The sequence below is a fragment of the Enterococcus sp. DIV1368b genome (assembly GCF_050529595.1).
In the GTDB taxonomy this organism is placed as follows: Bacteria; Bacillota; Bacilli; order Lactobacillales; family Enterococcaceae; genus Enterococcus_B; species Enterococcus_B mundtii.
Map to the genome: position 1 here is coordinate 1,461,009 of NZ_CP172883.1, position 16,877 is coordinate 1,477,885.

Consider the following 16,877-nt stretch of genomic DNA (forward strand, 5'->3'; position numbering starts at 1 on the left):
AATCTACAAAATATCAGATTGACTTCTGTCATCAGATTTAAGTTGGTTTCAAGAATTTTTTATGACTTCTTTAATTTATGTATTTATCATCAACTAATTTATATCAGTCGTTCTAATAGTATGTTTTGCTAATTCCATATGTTTATTCATGAATCGTATCTTAACGATCAATTTAACGATCAATTTAACGATCTTTTTCTATTATTATTACTTTAAATAACTTAGCTATTTAAGTTCCTTATTTTCCTCGAAAATCACTTTTTTGGTTCTCTTAGGCCAAGTTTAATGTGATATGTTATCTATAGAATAATAACTGAGGTGATAAAAAATGAAAATTGTTAAACTAGAGAAAGAAAAAATCAAACAGTACATATTAAATGAAGCCAATGAACAAGATATGATTGAAATGATCGAGCTGATGCGTGCAAAGAAAGCGATTTTAGACTTAGAAAAAATCGCAATGGAGAAGAAAAAAATCGTTGATAAATTCAACAAATTGTAAGAGTCTAAGCTCTATAGACTCTTTTTTCTCTATCTACGACTGCCCTCTTCTCCATTCAAATGTTCCTATAATTCACTAAAAACGGATCACAGAAATATGATAAAAAATAATCCCGATAAATACGCCAAATAGAATATGTAAAACAACCGCAAGAACTAACGGAACGACCTTGGCTCCTTTTTTATCCCAGCTGTACGTTGCTTTCTTATTCTTCCATAGTAAAGATACAAGCAATAAACTGAGAATCATAAACCATAATAATAGTGCAATACCAACCAAAGGCATTATTTTTTCATTAACAATAGCTATACCCATAAATTCTCCTTTCTTTTCTATATACTCTTCTATCATCAAAAAAAACGGGAATAATCGGAAATGATAGTTTGCTATTTCCCGATTTTCCCGTTTTTTGTTTATTTCATTGCTGATGTTAGCGTACAGTATCAAGTACGGCTTTTAATTCACTGACTGATTGATGGAACATTGCTTTTTCTTGAGGTGTGATCGATAGGTCAATGATTTCTCTTACCCCATTTTCATCAACGATCGATGGCACACCAGTAAAGATATCTTCTTCACCATACTCGCCATTTAAGTAAGCTGAAACTGGTAGTACAGCTTGTTCATTATTTAGGATGGCTTTGACGATTCGAGTCGTACTCATACCGATACCGTAATAAGTTGCTTTTTTACGGTCAATGATTTCATAAGCTGCATTTTTTACTTTGTCAGCAAGTACTGTTAAATCATTTTCTTCTAAACGATGATCTTTCTCAACGTATTCCATGATTGGTTTACCACCGACTGTAGTATGTGACCAAGCAGCTACTTCTGAATCCCCATGCTCACCTAAGATATAACCGTGTACACTACGTGGATCAACTGCAAGTTTCAAAGCAATTTCTTTTCTGAAACGAGTTGTATCTAAAGTTGTTCCAGTTCCTACCACTCTTGAAGCTGGTAAGCCGGATTCTTGCCATGTTAAGTAAGTTAAAATATCGACTGGGTTTGAAGCAACAACGAAGATACCATCAAAACCTGAAGCCATGACTTCTTTAACGATTTGACGAGTGATCGCTGCATTTGTTTTCACTAGATCTAAGCGAGTTTGACCAGGTTTTTGGTTCACGCCAGCAGTTAAGATCACTAGATTTGCATCTTTACATTCTTCATACGTGCCAGACCACACGGAAACGTTCTTTTCGCCCCATGCCATTCCATCTAGTAAGTCTAAAGCTTCTCCTTCTGCTTTTTCTTGGTTGACATCGATTAAGACAAGTTCATTGGCAACACCTTGATTGATCATCGCATAAGCAATACTTGTACCGACAAATCCTGTACCTACGATTACAACTTTACGACTTGTTTTTTTCATGTCTAACACACCTTTCATCCGTTCTTTGTTATTTTCATGAAAATTATAAATCGATTACTACCATTTTTCAATAATATAGAAATTATATATACTATAATAATTTTTTATAGAAAATCAATAACGTCCATGATCGGATTGGGTTCTTCTCACTCTTGGTATTTCTTTACGAGAAGTGGACAAGTCATTAATTGATGGATTCTTTGTTTTTGCGGAAGCGCTCATTTGCGGTGAAAGGTTTGTAACTTTTGATTGTAAAGGCATAGGTTCAGGTTTTGCTGTTTGATAAGCTTGGTGTTCCTTAGGTAAGGAACTGGTACTGAATTGTCGTGAGATATGACTAAGATTAGGAACTCCTTCCAAACGAATAGGAGAAATTTTTAGTTGTAGATCTTCGACATAAATTCTTGAAGAAGGTTTTTTATAGAGTGGATCACCAAGTTTAGGGAACCAGTTTTTTCTTCTTTCACTGCGCTTGAGTTTGTTAGCTAACCGTTCCATTTCATTTTCACCAGTATACTTGGGATAGTTTGTAGCATGATAAGTCGAATAGATGGCTTCGTTGATTCGTTGGAATAGCATTTCCCGATATGTATTTGTATTGAATAATCGATGCAACTGATACAAAATAAAATCCCTCAATCTTCTTGCTCCTCATTCTGATGCCATGGCTCAAAGACATCTCTTTGTCTACTCGCTCTGGCCTTTTCTTTTTCTATATTGCTCTTAACTCTTTCTTCTTGGACTTTGTAAGAAGCCGCAACTTCTTTTTTGAAGTGTCTGCGGTCTTTACGAGTCACCCTTTTTATATATTTGAATATTTGCCAAATAATCACGACAAGTAAGTAAACCGTGAAAAAGCCAGAAAAGCCAAACTGAATAATAAATGACATAAGAAAGGCAGCAAGCTTACCTGCTTGACTAGCTGATGGAAAATTTTCCTGTTGTTGCGCAATAAATGTTAAAACCCAGTACATTCCCATTTTTTTCCCCCTACTCTTCTTTGCTCCAGTACTTACTTAGTCTTTTTATACCGACTTTTGGCAAGTGCTTGTTTAGATGGTTTCCCCATTTTTGGTTGTGCGACCATTTTTACAGAAATAAAAACACATAAAACAATAACAAAACTTGTGATACCAATGATCATAGATGTGTTATTGACAAAATATTTTGTGATTAATTGAATCATGTCTGTTTGACCAATCACTATTTTTCACCTCCTTTAGACATACAATAAGCAATCATAGTTTATAATGAAAGGATGATTTTAAAAAAACTTTTTTTTGCTTATTTTGAAAAAATAGAAAAGAACTTGCATCTGTAAGCCTTCAACATGGCTCACGCGGATACAAGTTCTTTTTTTACTTATTCTTTGTGTTTCGTTTTAAAAGCGTCAAATTTTTCTTTCGCTTCTTCTACCACTTCTTCTAGTTCATCCTTCAAATGATGTTTTTTTGTTGGATGCTCGGACTCTTCTTCCACTGCGTTTGAACCAGACATCGCGACTTCTTTTTCTTCACCGGAGTTGGTTCCAGCTAACGCCTCTTCTTTATCTGTTGTTTCACCTGAATTAGTTCCAGCTAACGCAACTTCATCATCTGTTTTAGGCGCCATGGAACCTCTTAAACGTTTTTCTTTTTCTCCATCATAATTTGTCATGTTTCTCGTCCTCCTTGTTGCTCTGTCTCTATCCTACAACAAGAATAAAATAACTGTCAAAACATAAAGGCGGGAACATTCGTATTAATTTTCTTTCCTTAGAATTTTCACTTCGTAAGGTGCAAACGTTTGGATACCAGTAAGCGTTTGATTTGTTTCGATAGCCAAGTAAGGATCAAGCAACTCAAGCTGTTGCCTCTCCTCAGAAAAATTCATTAGAAAGTAATAGCAGTGTGTCCCATCGGTTCGCGATTGAATCGAAATTTTTGGATTTGAACTCTTAACGATTCCTTGCTGCAACTGTAATTTTTCGATGATTGGCTGGTAAAACACTTCTAGAAAATCGAGATCGGTACGAGCTGCTAAGTAATAAGCAGTTCCCTCGCCTAATTGATTTTCAACTAGAGCTGGCGTTTCAGCATAAAAATCTTGTTTGTAAGTAGCTCTCACCTTCCCTGTCGTTTCGTTGACGATGCCACAGTAGTCTTTTGTTTGATATGTTTGTTCCTTGTAAAGGATTTGATTGTGTTCTCCTGGATAAAGCGTATCAAGCTCTTTTGGCAAGACACCAAAAAGTGTTTGCAAAACTTGTGGCCATTCTCCAAGATGTAACCGATCATGTTCATTGACCATTCCGGTAAAATAGCTACCAATCAAGGTGCCACCTTTTGTCACATATTCTGAGAGTTTGACCATCGTTTCTTCACGCATCAAATAGAGCATTGGTGCAACGACTAAGGCATAATTAGAGAAGTCTTGATTTGGCGTCAAAATATCAACAGCTATATCTCTTTCCCAAAAGAATCGGTAATGTTCTTGTAGTGTTTGGATATAACGACGAGTTGGACGACCAAAACCACCGCCTCTTTTTAATGCCCAATTGCTTTCCCAGTCAAATAAAATAGCGACTTTTGCCTCTGTTTGTGTACCTTTGATCGAAGACAAAGTGTCTAATCGTTTTCCGTAAGCCGCTACTTCTTGGAAGACTCGATTGTTTTCTGAATTGTCATGTTCAACTACTGCCCCGTGGAATTTTTCGGAATTTCCTAGTGATTGCCGCCATTGAAAATAGAGTGTGCTATCTGACCCATGTGCCAGTTGTTGCATCCCACTTAGCAGGTGCATTCCTGGCTTCTTCGCCTTGTTGAATGCGTGCCAATTCACGTAACTAGGCGTCGATTCCATCACGAGAAACGGTTGTTTCTTCAATGAACGATATTGATCGTGGACGTAAGCTGATTTCATGGCGGTCACATGTAAAGGTTCGTACGGGTTATGCCAGTCGGGGTAGCTATCCCAACTGACGATATCAACAACTTCTGCAAATCGAGAATAATCAAGTCCTTCCAGGGGAATAAAGTCATGCTGGTCATGGCCTTCTGCCATAAAATTAGTCGTTACTGGAATAGCTGGTGTGATTTCTCTAATCGGTTCGATTTCATGTAAAAAGAAATCGATCGTTCGATCTGTCACAAATCGTTTCCAGTCTAGATCCATGCCATGCACTTTATGTTCTCCAAGAGGTGAAGGTGGCACAACTTGTGACCAACTGGAATAATCATTACTCCAAAATGTCATCCACCAAGCGTCATTCACTGCTTCTAAGGTTTGATATTTCGTTTTGACCCACTCACGCCATTTGGCTGCACAAAGTGGACAGTAGCATTCTCCGGAGTATTCATTACTGATATGCCACAGCAATAATGCCGGATGGTCACCATATCGTTCAGCTAAACGGCGATTGATTTGCTGGACTTTTTCCCGATAAACAGTTGATGTGTAACAATGGTTATGGCGAAAGCCATGATGATGCTTTTGTCCTTGTGCATTCGTTCGATTCACTTCTGGATATTTTTCACTCAACCATTGAGGGCGTCCACCACTTGGTGTGGCTAAAATCACACGTCCTTGACGTTTGTGCATCTCTTCAAATACTTTATCTAACCACTCAAAGTGATAAACCCCTTCTTCTGGTTCTAATGTACTCCATGAAAAGATCCCTACAGTTACGGTATTGACATGTGCTTTATCCATCAACTCAAAATCTTTTTTCAAGATTTCAGGGTGATTCAACCATTGTTCCGGATTATAATCCCCACCATGGAGTAAACGTGTGTCATTATAAGTCTTCACTTCATTTCCTCCTTTCTACAAGATGATAGATGAATGATTGACAGTCTCCTGCAAGTTGGTAAGTGGTATGATTCACTCCATTGAACAAACGTGGTTTTTTCAGACCGACATTCATCAGGAAATGACCGCTAATCGTTTCTTTTTGATTGATTTGATAATAACTATCCTTATTCAGGCATTCTGGAAGTGGTAAATATGCCTTTGCGGCTGGATTGGCACGTGCCGATTTTTGATAATAACCAATGATTGCCTCTGACCGATCGTGACTAAAAACACCCCAGCAAATTTCATTATCAGCAGGATGATTTGGCAAAATCTGGAGAAATTCCCCATGAGTCAGCAAATGACGATGGGCTTTGTAAAAAGTGATCCGGTCACTGATCTGTTGTATTTCATCTTCTGTCAAAGCCAATAGGTCTAATTCGTAGCCTAAAGGGCCAAACATCGCCACATCTTGGCGGAATGCTAAGGAAGTGTCACGTAACACTTGGTGGTTCGGAGAAGCAGAGACATGATTACTAAAGCTAGAAAGGGGATATCCTGCTAATGTTCCGCTAAGAATACTTAATCGTTCCAACCCATCACTAGTATCACTAGGCCAGATTTGCGGACTATAAAATAATATACCTAAATCATATCTCCCTCCCCCGCCAGCACAACCTTCAATCAAAAGATCAGGATAGCTGGTCAATAATTTACCGTAAAGCGTGTAGACGCCTTGGACATAGCGATGGAAAAACTCCTGTTGATGCATCCCTTGTTTTTCTAAATAAGCGGAATAGGCTTCAGTGATATTGCGGTTCATATCCCACTTGATATAAGTTAAATTTGTTTCTTCAATGATCTTTGCCATTTGCTCATAGATCCCTTCAACAATCGCCGGATTCGCAAAATCAAGCACATATTGCCCACGTCCCACCGAGATACGTGAATAGGGATGTCTCACTACCCAATCAGGATGTTTTTCCAATAAATGACTATCAGGAGAGATCATTTCAGGTTCGAACCACATGCCGAATTGAAGGCCCATATTTTTGAGCTTTGTTGCAAAGGCAGCCAATCCGTGTGGGAATTTTTGCTTATCAGGCGTCCAGTCACCTAACGAGGACCGATCGTTGTTTCGTTTGCCAAACCAGCCATCGTCTAAGACAAAACATTCCATTCCTAATTTTTTTCCAATGGTCGCAAGCGACAAGAGTTTTTCTTCGGTAAAATCAAAATACGTTGCTTCCCAGTTATTGAACACGATTGGTCTTGGCGTGTTTTTCCATTGACGATCAATCAAATAGTTTTCGATAAAATGCGTAAATTGTGTTGCAAGACCATTCGTACCTGCAGCGCTATACATCAAGACTGCTTCGGGTGTCGTAAAGCTTCCCTTAGGCGCTAATGTCCAAGTAAATTGTGTCGGATGGATACCGATCATCACTCGCGTTTTATCCCATTCATCCACTTCTGCTTGAGCGAGAAAATTGCCGGAATAAACGAGATTCATCCCATAGACCTCTCCTTGATCAAGCGTTGAATTTTGATGTTCCAGCCGGATAAAGGGATTATGCTGATGGCTACTTGCACCTTTTAGTGACCCAATCGCTACGACTCCTTGTTCAAGCGGCCGCTTCTTTTCATGTCGTTCTTTTAACCAAGCACCTGAAAAATGAGTGAAATCATACGCTTTGGTAGAAAGATTCAAGACGCCTGAAAGCATGCGATGGATCTGTAAATCTGCCTCAGATTGATTGATCAGCGTCTGACTTTGAACGATGGCGGTGGAATCGCAAAATAATGTGTAATGAAGTATCAGCTCCAACTGACGTTCCTGATCCACTAATCGCAAAGAGAGTGTTTCCGTTTCTTCCTCTTTCCCATAAGCAGCCGGACACTTTAAGTTTCGTTTCTTGCCTTTTTTAGTCGTTGCTTCGACAAAGCGAAAATCGGTGTAGTAAGGCGTTTGGTTACTTGAAAGTTCGATCGCTCCTTCTTTGAAATCAGAAGAACCATACACAGGATATGCTTGTGGATGATCGGTCAAGGTAAAGTTAGGGTCATCTTCAAAAAACTTGACTGTTCCAGCAGATTTATTTTGATCTGTGACCAAGTAGTCGATTTCTTCGACAGATAAACCATGTAAAGATTTTCCGTAATAGATTTGCTCGATCTGTCCATTTTGCATGATATGGAGAATAAAGCTAACTTGCGAATTATTCATGTGAAATATGCGATTGTTTAATTGTTCAATCATGGAAGGCAACACCTCTTAATTTTTAGTTAGTAAAACAAACAAGGAATGAAGAGAACGACGTTTTGTTCCTCCATTCCTTGTTTGTGGAGAAATCAGAGCTTTTGTATCAAATAATTGACTCTTTTAGCTAACTGCCGATTGTAAAAGAATTTATAAAATGGCAAGACAAAAAGCAAACTCAGCTGCGTTTTGGCATCAATCAGTTCATTTCTTTCAGAATAATGCAACGTGAACTCCTGCTCATCTTGACGTTTCAGTTGGTAGGTTTGAATGATTTTTCCACCGGAGTAATCAGTAGTCATTTCAAGTAGTTCATCTTTGACTAAACGTTGGATCGTCATCGTGCTTTCGACAGTCGCTTGCCCGAGTTTTGTTCGAAGCGCAGTCGTGACGGCTGCTCCTTCTGTCAGCTCGGTAATCGAAGAGTCCTTGCTGTGAAAATAGCTTAATTGTTCTTCCAGTAGTATTTGGTAAAAATGTGCGGGGTGTGTCGGTATTTTCTTTCGGTAGTTCAATGTATCGATCCGCATGGGGTTCACTCCCTACTGTTCTTCTATGGTGATTTTTCCATCCATCAGTTGGTTTTCTTTTTCTTGTTTCACTTGTTGGCGTTCTTCCTTCAAATATTCACGGTCCATTGCAACTAAGAAAGGCACCCAGATCAGTGTCATCACAACTACAGTCACGATTTGTAAAAGTGCGCCGGTGATCGAACCAGTTCCTAACCAACCTGACAGTAAAATCGGCGTCGTCCAGACTACCGTTGCCCCGATTGGACGAGGAACTAAGCCAAAGTAAATCGCAAAGTATGAAATCGTGGTAGAAGCTAGTGGCGCTAAAATCCAAGGAATGAATGCCACTGGGTTCAACACGACGGGCAGGCCAAAAGTCATTGGTTCTGATACATTAAAAATCGCTGGCGCAATGATCGTTTTCATCGTCTTCTTCATACGGATTGAGCGAGCGATAAAGAATGCCATTGTGATCGAAATACCAAGTTGCATTCCTTGATTGACGAAAACGCCCATAAAGGTCGTGTTGATGATATGTGGCAACTGTTCTGCGCCATTTTTATATGCTTCAAAGTTTTCAATTGCTAAAGCACCCATGATTGGATCAATCACTGCATTGACGACTAACGTGCCGTGGATACCGAACCACCAGAAAAGTTGCGTAAAGAAAACAGCGATCAATACAGCGGGTAAAGTTCCACCAAGTCCCATCAAAGGTTGTTGCAACATCTGATAAACGAAATCGACCGCATTGCCCCATGTGGTAAAAGTAAATAAATAGCGGATGATGTTGAATAAAAACAAAGGAGCAGCTCCAGGAATGATGGCCACGAAAGATTCAGCAATCATCGGCGGTACAGATTCTGGCATCTTGATCGTAAACCCTGAGCGACTGATCCGACTATAGATTTCTGTAGCGACGATCGCTGTCAAGATACCCACGAACATCCCTTCAGCACCTAGTTTCGATAAAGGAATAAACGTTCCCATTGTTTCATCGCTCCCAAACGGTAACAGCATGATGAAACAAGAAAGTGAAATGGCACCAGCAAAGATTTGTGGTTGTTTGTAGTGCCCTGCCAATTGATAACCGATCCCAAATACAATAAAAAGTGCTGAAATACTCATTGTCGCATTGCCTACCGGACCAAAAAACTCATTTAAAAAGGTATTGAATGTTTCCGGTAGAAAAGTAGCGAAGCCAAACGTTGTTGGCAAATTTTGGATAATGATCATGATGGAAGCAAACATTGTTGCAGGAAAAGCCATCATAAAACCATCTCGGAGACTGAGTAGATATTTGTTATTTGCGATCAGCGTTGCAGCGGGCACCATTTTTTCAGCTAATTTATCGACAAATTTCATGTGTGATAACTCCTTTTATTTAATATGTGCAAACGTTTACTTGGTGAGTATAATTGTTTACTTAATGTTTACACAAGTAAGAAAACAAAAAAAGTTCGAGAAAGAGAGATTCTCGAACTTTTTCAAGGGATAAATGGGTAAAATGAGTTAATCTAAAAGCGCGCTGTCCTGTCCGATGGAATCGCGTAACACAAGTTCACTGCGACAGATCACACGAATCGGCATCGTTCGTTCTTTTAACATGCGTTCCTTCGCTAAGCGTACAGCTAAACGCCCCATTTCTTCTGGGTTTGCCTTGATACTAGCTAAGCTTGGGGTCATGAATTGAGCCATTTCGATATCATCAAAACTCACGACAGCAATATCATCAGGGATTTTTTTATTTGCTTCACTGATTGCTTTATAAACACCTACTGCCATCGGATCACTGGCGACGATAACTGCTGTGGGCGGTGAGGATTGCGCCAATAACTCTTTGCCTAACCGAAGGCCATCTTCAGGTTTCCATTTTCCCTGATAGGTGTTGGCATAGTGTTGCAGGCCATTTAATTTCATCCATTTCAGGTAAGATTCCGCCCGGATCTCCTCTTTGTTTTTATGAACTTCACCGTTTTCAGCTACTTGACTGCTGTAGCCACCGATAAATGCGATGTTTCGATGGCCTTTCTTGTAGAGGACCTCTAAAACTTCAACGGTTTTTTGTTGGAAATCGGTTTGGATACAGTCAAATTCTTCAGAGTTAGAGTAATTATCGACCAAGATCAAGTTGGGATTGATCGTAGCGATTTTTTTCGTTGCTTCAATCGTCATTTCACTGATCATGATCACTGCCCCATATTTTGCTAACTCTTTCCACTCTTTATGGGCATCTCTCATATGAAAAGCACGTATTGTACGAAAGCGCCACTTTGCCGCTTCTTTTTCGATGCCACCACGGATTTTGCGAAAATAGGGATCATCTAATTCTGCCTCTTCTTGATGTCGAACGATCAAGGCGATCGTCATTTCATCTCCTAGACTTCGACTGCCACGTTTATTTTTGTCGACTGAATAGTTTAATTGATTGGCAATTTCAATCACACGTATCCTTGTTTGTTCGTTGATGCTAAATGTGGGGTCTTCATTCAGGATACGGGAAACACTCGCTGCTGAAACCCCAGCGATTTTGGCAATATCACGTATAGATGCCATTTACTCACCTCTTGTTTACTGTTTACTAAATAGTAACAGATGATTAAACAAAAGGCGAATGAAAAATTTAGCATTCATTCTCTGAGGATTTGTTGTTGTTCTGTGTGAATCAGTGGGTAGAATAAACGAAAAAACCGTAAATCATCCTTTGGATTTACGGCTCGATTCTTTCATTACTTGGAAAAAGTGTCTCCCCTTCTGAATGTAACAACATGTTTAATCTTCGAAGGCACTTTTTGCTTCTTCGATCTGTTGGATACCTGTTTCTAATATTTTCATTTGTAATAACGTTTCTTCATCTTTTACGATTTTTTCTGCGCCATTGATCAACGTTTCGTAGATTCCTTCGTACACGCGGCGATAATCTCCGACTTCAGAAACAACTTTCTCTTCATGATAACTTCCTTCTTCATCAATGTAGGTCAATACACCATAGTGTTCCGGTTGATCAATCCCAAAGTCAGCATTTTCAGGCATATAGAACATTTTCAAGTGTTCTTCTTGTCGGTCTTTTGTTTGTTTGACAAACATCCCTTTTTTGCCATAGACAACAAAACTAGGACGTTCTTTGATACGGAAGTAACTTGATTTGATCGAAACTTTCATTCGACCGTAGTAAAAGTCTAAGTCAAAGTAATCATTCATTCGGCCGGTACCTAGTAATTGACGGACATCGTAATGGATATCATCTGGTTCACCAAAATAAGAAAGGACCTGATCCACTGTATGACAAGCATGGCCATATAAGTAGCTATTGGCAACTGAAAATTCCTTTGTACCCTCTGGGATTTCTGGGCGGAAGTAGTCATAGTGCATTTCCACTTCTAAAATATCACTAAGTTTGCCACTTTCGATCACTTTTTGAACGGTCAAAAAGTCCGAATCAAAGCGGCGATTTTGATAACATTGGATAAATAGTCCTTTTTCCGCTGCTAAGTCGAATAATTCTTTTGCTTCTTTTGAAGTTTCTGCAAAAGGTTTTTCGACTAATACGTTCTTGCCATTTTCCAAAGCAAGTTTTGCGTATTCTGCATGAAATTGGCTAGGTGTCGTGATGACCACTAATTGGATCTCAGGATCATTCCACAGATCAGACAACTGATCGGTATAGTCGATTTCATCAAAAGTCTCCCAAATAGGTGCTGATGGAGAGTAGATTTTTTTGACGTTGATCTTATCTGGTAGTCTTCTTGAGAACGGTAAATGATAGCGATTGGTGCTTTTGCCATTGCCTAAATATGCGATTGTTAACATGTCGTTTCCTCCTACTTTCGAATGATTTCTTTTCTTGAGTATAGCGCACAATAGATAAAAGAAAGCCGATTCTAGTTTTTTTGGTAGAAATGTTCAAAGAAATTGAAAGAATGACGATATTTTTGAAAAAGATGTTCAATCTTAGACTAATCTAAAAAGAAGTGGTTATTTTTCTAGTTATTCAGTAAGATAGATTTGGAGGTGTGTGATGGATGCTTATCGAAGAAAAATTAACCCAACAAGAAACATTTACTACAAATGAAAAACGGATCGCCGATTATCTACGCATGAACTTGGAAGCAGCAGTTTATATGACGATTGAAGAGCTGGCAAAGGAGACCTATACCTCCCATTCCGCAATTATCCGCTTCTGTAAAAAAATCGGCTATAGCGGATTTAAAGAATTTCGCTTTGAATTAGGGCGAGAAGTCCACCAACTGGTTGCTCAGTTCAATCAAGTCATTGATCCTAATTTTCCTTTTACCGTTGATGATGATGCGAAGATGATTGCCAAAAAAATGGCGGATCTATCCATTCAAGCCATCAAAAAAGCGCAATTCCAAATGGAAGATCAATCGTTAGAAACCATCGCGACTGTTTTAAACAAAGCAGAGCGCATTTTCTTATTTGCAAAAGGTGATTCGCAAACAACCGCTCGGAAATTCCAAAACAAATTAGTCAAACTAAATAAGTTCTTGATCTTAGCCGAAGAATATAGCGATTCGTCCTGGAATGCAGCTAATTTGACGGAAAATGACTGCGCAATTTTTATTAGCTATAGTGGACGCATCCATCATTACGAACGTATTCTTACCTATCTGGCACATATTGGTGCACCTAGTTTATTGATCACAGGAAATGAACAGACTGAAATGGCAAAGAAAGCAGCCATGCGGTTGGTCGTGTCCCAAGAAGAGTATGATTTTGCGAAAGTTGCTACATTCTCTTCTCAAATTGCCTTCGACTATGTCTTGAATACCTTGTACTCCTTGATGTATAAGCAAAACTACCAAGAAAATTTATTGAATTTGAAAGAAAAACAAGAACTGATCCAAAAAGGCTTGTTAAAGGAATACAAGAAGTAAGCGTTGTAGGAACAAAGAAATAGCCCAAAGACTGAATCCTTCGTTTAGTCTTTGGGCTATTAGTATGGGCGTATAGCGCTTCATTTATCAAAATAACTTAAAATTCATGATTGATTGCTTGGATAAATGTAAATTGACGATCGCTATACTCGAATTCTAAAATACAACAATTTGAAAATTTTATCTTGGCTACTTGCTCATAAGGTAACCATTTTTGAATAAATAAATACATGGCACCACCATGGCTAACTGCTAACACGCTTTGGTGCTCTTTTTCCATGATGTCGATCAAGGTCGTGTTCATTCTTTGTTGGAGTTCTTTTGAAGACTCCCCGCCATAAGGAACAAATGAATCACCATAAGAAGTTTCGCCAACTGGTCGTTTAGGATTCAACGCTTCACTTTCTCCTTCAAATCGGCCAAAGTTCCATTCTTTTAATCCTTTACTTCGCTGATATTCTTTTTGTCCGATAATGATTTCTAGCGTATCGGAAGCTCGTTCTTGTGTGGATGAATAATACGCATCAAAGGTGATTTGATTGGTTTCAAAATAGTCTCTTGCCACCTCTGCTTGTCTGATCCCAGCTTCTGTCAAGGGAGAGTCACAAGCCCCTTGGATTTTCCCTAATTGATTGAACAAGGTTTGACCATGGCGCATGAGATAAAGTTTTTTCATTTAAAGACCTCCTGTCGATTTGAATATGTATCTTCATTATTTAGTATAGTCTCTGGAGTAAACTCCAAGTCAATAGAAAACCTATTTTTTTTCGATGTGGTTGGTATACAAGTTGTCTTGACTTGAAATGAACAATGCTCCAGATGTTTACCATCAAGCTTTAATAATGGTTATTCAGCGACTGTATAAAAAAGAAGCGCCTACTCCCAACATCGGAAAATTCTGGGGAAGTAGTCGCTTCTTTTTTATTTGTAGATTTTATCTAGCTATCAGTCTTGCTTTTTATTCCTATCTCTAGCCATTTGACTTTATAGCGGAAATCCTCCACCAGTTCTTCCGCTGTCCATTGGTTGATCATATAATCTGTCAAAGAATTCATGACAAGAGCCATCACGAAATATAAAAAGCTAATGGCTTCTTCCGTTGTAGCCATGACAATCTGGTTGATTTTCAACAAATCAAGCCATTGTTCAACCATTGATGTGTCACCTTGCTCATTTGAACGCTTCGCTGAACCAAGATCGTTTGCTCGTGTGAGTAATTTGATGGATCGCCAGTAAGAACTCTCTTTACTTAGCTCTCCACACCAAGCGAGATATTCTTCGATTCCTAAGAAAAAATGGTCTCGATTTCGATTGATTGAAGCAATGATATCTCCATGGACTTGGTTGGAGTAGTTTCGGACAGTGAACGTATACGCATCTTCTAAATCCTGAAAATATTTATAGAATGCCCCACGAGACATGCCCATTGCTTCAACGATTTCTGAAACTTTGACTTGGCTGATGTGCTGATCATAAAATTTATCTAATAAAATCTCTAAGATCCATTGCTGTTTTTCTTTGGAAATATTGAAAAATGTTTCTTTTGGCATAAGCACTCTCCTTACTGCTTAAGCTTTAGCTTGTTCTGTTAGGTAACCATCTTCCATACGATAGACACGGTCGCTCCATTGGATCATCCGAGAATCATGCGTGACCATGACGGTCGCTTTTTGCTTCTCATGGGCTTCCTTGACTAACAATTTGACAACTTCATAGGCATGATCGGTATCTAAGCTTGCTGTGGGTTCATCCGCTAAAATCAAGCTTGGATCATTGAATAAAGCCCTCGCAATCGCTACTCGTTGTCTTTCTCCACCGGATAAATCTTTTGGATAACTGTCTTTTAATTCATAGATATCCAATGACTTCAGCAATTCGTCGATTCGCTCATCCCTTGCTTTTTTCTTAGCGACACGATCGACTAAGTAAAACTGTTCTTTGACCTTTAGGAAAGGGATCAAATTTGAACTTTGTAAAATGAAGCCAATTTCTTTAAAGCGTAAGTCTGCTCGTTTTTTTTCATTTAATTCAGAAAACGAATGACCGTTAATGTGGATTTCACCTGAACTAGGTGTTTGGAGTCCACCAGAGATAGTTAAAAATGTACTTTTCCCTGAACCTGAAGGGCCGATGATGCTGACAAATTCTCCTTGTTTCACTGAAAAATTGATTTCTTTTAGTGCAGTCACTTCTGTTCGGCCGTTGCCGAATTTTTTGACGATATTTTTCATTGTCAAGATTTCTTTCATTTTTCTATTACCCTCCTATCGCAATAACTGGATCAACTTTAGCGACTGTCCGAATGGAGAATAGCCCACCGATCATTGCTACGAGTATCAATACCCCACTATATAAAAGCCACTGAGGCCACATGATCGCGAAAGGCATGGCAGCCGGTAAGATCAAACTAGTCAAGAACGCAAGCCCTACTGCGAATGCTACCCCAACCACTCCTACGATGAATGCTTGTGCTAGTAAGGAACGCGCGATAAATGAATTTCTGATCCCTTGTGCTTTCATCACACCGAAAATCGCTGTTTTTTGTAAGGTGATCACATACATAAAGATGCCTACAACTGCTGCAACAACGACGAACAAGAAATAAATCATCGCATTCAATGTCATGTTTTGTGCAGAATAACCTGGTAGACTTTGAATAAAGTCTTCAATCGATAATTTTTGTAATGTTTTTGATGCCCCATCTGATTGAATAGTGGCAGCTTGTTTCGTGACGATGGCATTGATCGGCTTCTTCTCATCAGAAGCAAAAGGCTGATCGCCAAATTTCAACTGTGTCCATGTATCAAGATCTGTATAAACGACCGGACCAACCGTGTAATAAGTTTCAGGGAAGATCCCAACGATCGTTAGTTCTTCATCATAGCTACCGATTTTGATTTTTTCACCAATCGAAAAACCTAGATCTGCCATATTTTTGGAAATAATGATTTCATTTTTTTGTTCGAACATCTCACCGTCTAATAAATCAGGCAATAAAAACGCATCTCTTGTCGTACCGAATACAGTGATATTTTCCTTTTCTTCTGCTTTGACTGCTCCGCTGAATAAGCCAATAGGCGCTTTGTCTTTTGCGTCTACTTGATCTAGATCTTCTCTCGTCAATTGAGAGGCAGCAAAGACTTTATTGGCATCTTCTGACAACACGATTTCTTGTGCTTGCCAGTCAACAATTGCTTTTTTGAACTCTTCGGAGAGTCCACTTGCTAAACCAGTTAACATAAACACGACATAAGCGATCAAGAACATGATCCCAATAATCAGCCCATAACGTAGTTTGGCATAGCGCATTTCCTTTATCGCTAAAAACATTTTTTTGATTCCTCCGTTTCGATTTCTTTATGAGTGACAAAGTGTCACTGGAGAAAAGTATAGCGCTTGTGTATACAATAAGTCAATTGCTGCGTTTGATGAATTCATTCATAATAATCGTATTTTTAAGAAAAAAGAACACTAGATAGCCATTTTCTAAGTACCACAAGCGTTTGCTAACTTTTACGAAAGTAGGAATGAACAAAATAATGATCCCCACAATAGCGTTTGT

The 16,877-nt window shown here is 38.9% G+C and carries 18 protein-coding genes; 2 read left to right on the forward strand and 16 right to left on the reverse strand.

Features of this window, described 5'->3' with window-relative positions; genetic code table 11:
* Positions 1-328 precede the first annotated feature (328 nt).
* Entirely contained in the window at positions 329-502 is a 174-nt protein-coding gene (locus IGJ19_RS06830) for a hypothetical protein (protein ID WP_010735481.1), read from the forward strand.
* Positions 503-577: 75 nt separating this feature from the next.
* Here the strand turns inward: IGJ19_RS06830 and IGJ19_RS06835 are convergent, their stop codons facing one another.
* The 12 genes from IGJ19_RS06835 to IGJ19_RS06890 form a co-directional block, all read right to left on the reverse strand.
* Positions 578-817, reverse strand: coding sequence for a hypothetical protein (locus IGJ19_RS06835; protein WP_237558895.1), 240 nt, complete (start codon positions 815-817; stop codon positions 578-580).
* Between the two features lie 115 nt (positions 818-932).
* Positions 933-1,877: an L-lactate dehydrogenase gene (locus tag IGJ19_RS06840; protein WP_019724600.1), complete on the reverse strand. Its 945-nt coding sequence runs from the start codon at positions 1,875-1,877 to the stop codon at positions 933-935.
* Between the two features lie 114 nt (positions 1,878-1,991).
* Positions 1,992-2,516: a hypothetical protein gene (locus IGJ19_RS06845; protein ID WP_071867034.1), complete on the reverse strand. Its 525-nt coding sequence runs from the start codon at positions 2,514-2,516 to the stop codon at positions 1,992-1,994.
* Positions 2,513-2,857, reverse strand: coding sequence for a hypothetical protein (locus IGJ19_RS06850; RefSeq protein WP_065095801.1), 345 nt, complete (start codon positions 2,855-2,857; stop codon positions 2,513-2,515). Before IGJ19_RS06850 ends, IGJ19_RS06845 begins: the two co-directional genes overlap by 4 nt.
* 32 nt (positions 2,858-2,889) lie before the next feature.
* The gene (locus IGJ19_RS06855; protein ID WP_074798987.1) at positions 2,890-3,081 is read right to left on the reverse strand and encodes a hypothetical protein; all 192 of its coding nucleotides are present in this window, start codon (positions 3,079-3,081) and stop codon (positions 2,890-2,892) included.
* A gap of 158 nt (positions 3,082-3,239) precedes the next feature.
* Positions 3,240-3,533 (reverse strand): rRNA processing protein, encoded by a 294-nt coding sequence (locus IGJ19_RS06860; protein ID WP_071867036.1) that lies wholly within the window; start codon positions 3,531-3,533, stop codon positions 3,240-3,242.
* Between the two features lie 84 nt (positions 3,534-3,617).
* Positions 3,618-5,666, reverse strand: coding sequence for a beta-galactosidase (locus IGJ19_RS06865; protein WP_430604523.1), 2,049 nt, complete (start codon positions 5,664-5,666; stop codon positions 3,618-3,620).
* A gap of 1 nt (position 5,667) precedes the next feature.
* Positions 5,668-7,908 (reverse strand): alpha-galactosidase, encoded by a 2,241-nt coding sequence (locus tag IGJ19_RS06870; RefSeq protein WP_430604524.1) that lies wholly within the window; start codon positions 7,906-7,908, stop codon positions 5,668-5,670.
* Positions 7,909-8,000: 92 nt separating this feature from the next.
* Positions 8,001-8,438, reverse strand: a complete 438-nt coding sequence (locus tag IGJ19_RS06875) for a DUF3284 domain-containing protein (protein ID WP_430604525.1) — start codon at positions 8,436-8,438, stop codon at positions 8,001-8,003.
* A gap of 12 nt (positions 8,439-8,450) precedes the next feature.
* Entirely contained in the window at positions 8,451-9,785 is a 1,335-nt protein-coding gene (locus tag IGJ19_RS06880; protein WP_142433036.1) for a PTS sugar transporter subunit IIC, read from the reverse strand.
* Between the two features lie 147 nt (positions 9,786-9,932).
* Positions 9,933-10,976, reverse strand: a complete 1,044-nt coding sequence (locus IGJ19_RS06885; RefSeq protein ID WP_430604526.1) for a LacI family DNA-binding transcriptional regulator — start codon at positions 10,974-10,976, stop codon at positions 9,933-9,935.
* 216 nt (positions 10,977-11,192) lie between these two features.
* Positions 11,193-12,230, reverse strand: a complete 1,038-nt coding sequence (locus IGJ19_RS06890; RefSeq protein ID WP_430604527.1) for a Gfo/Idh/MocA family oxidoreductase — start codon at positions 12,228-12,230, stop codon at positions 11,193-11,195.
* A 212-nt stretch (positions 12,231-12,442) separates the two neighbouring features.
* Between IGJ19_RS06890 and IGJ19_RS06895 the strand changes: the two genes are divergently transcribed.
* Complete coding sequence (locus IGJ19_RS06895) at positions 12,443-13,315, forward strand: MurR/RpiR family transcriptional regulator (RefSeq protein WP_430604528.1); 873 nt, start codon at positions 12,443-12,445, stop codon at positions 13,313-13,315.
* 97 nt (positions 13,316-13,412) lie between these two features.
* Here the strand turns inward: IGJ19_RS06895 and IGJ19_RS06900 are convergent, their stop codons facing one another.
* From IGJ19_RS06900 to IGJ19_RS06915, 4 genes are all read right to left on the reverse strand, one after another.
* Positions 13,413-13,991 (reverse strand): histidine phosphatase family protein, encoded by a 579-nt coding sequence (locus tag IGJ19_RS06900; protein ID WP_430604529.1) that lies wholly within the window; start codon positions 13,989-13,991, stop codon positions 13,413-13,415.
* Positions 13,992-14,253: 262 nt separating this feature from the next.
* Positions 14,254-14,865 carry a TetR family transcriptional regulator gene (locus IGJ19_RS06905; RefSeq protein ID WP_074798995.1) on the reverse strand — a complete coding sequence of 204 codons (612 nt, stop codon included), beginning with the start codon at positions 14,863-14,865 and terminating at the stop codon, positions 14,254-14,256.
* Between the two features lie 18 nt (positions 14,866-14,883).
* Complete coding sequence (locus IGJ19_RS06910; protein ID WP_430604530.1) at positions 14,884-15,564, reverse strand: ABC transporter ATP-binding protein; 681 nt, start codon at positions 15,562-15,564, stop codon at positions 14,884-14,886.
* 7 nt (positions 15,565-15,571) lie between these two features.
* Complete coding sequence (locus IGJ19_RS06915) at positions 15,572-16,645, reverse strand: ABC transporter permease (RefSeq protein WP_071867047.1); 1,074 nt, start codon at positions 16,643-16,645, stop codon at positions 15,572-15,574.
* Between the last annotated feature and the right edge of the window lie 232 nt (positions 16,646-16,877).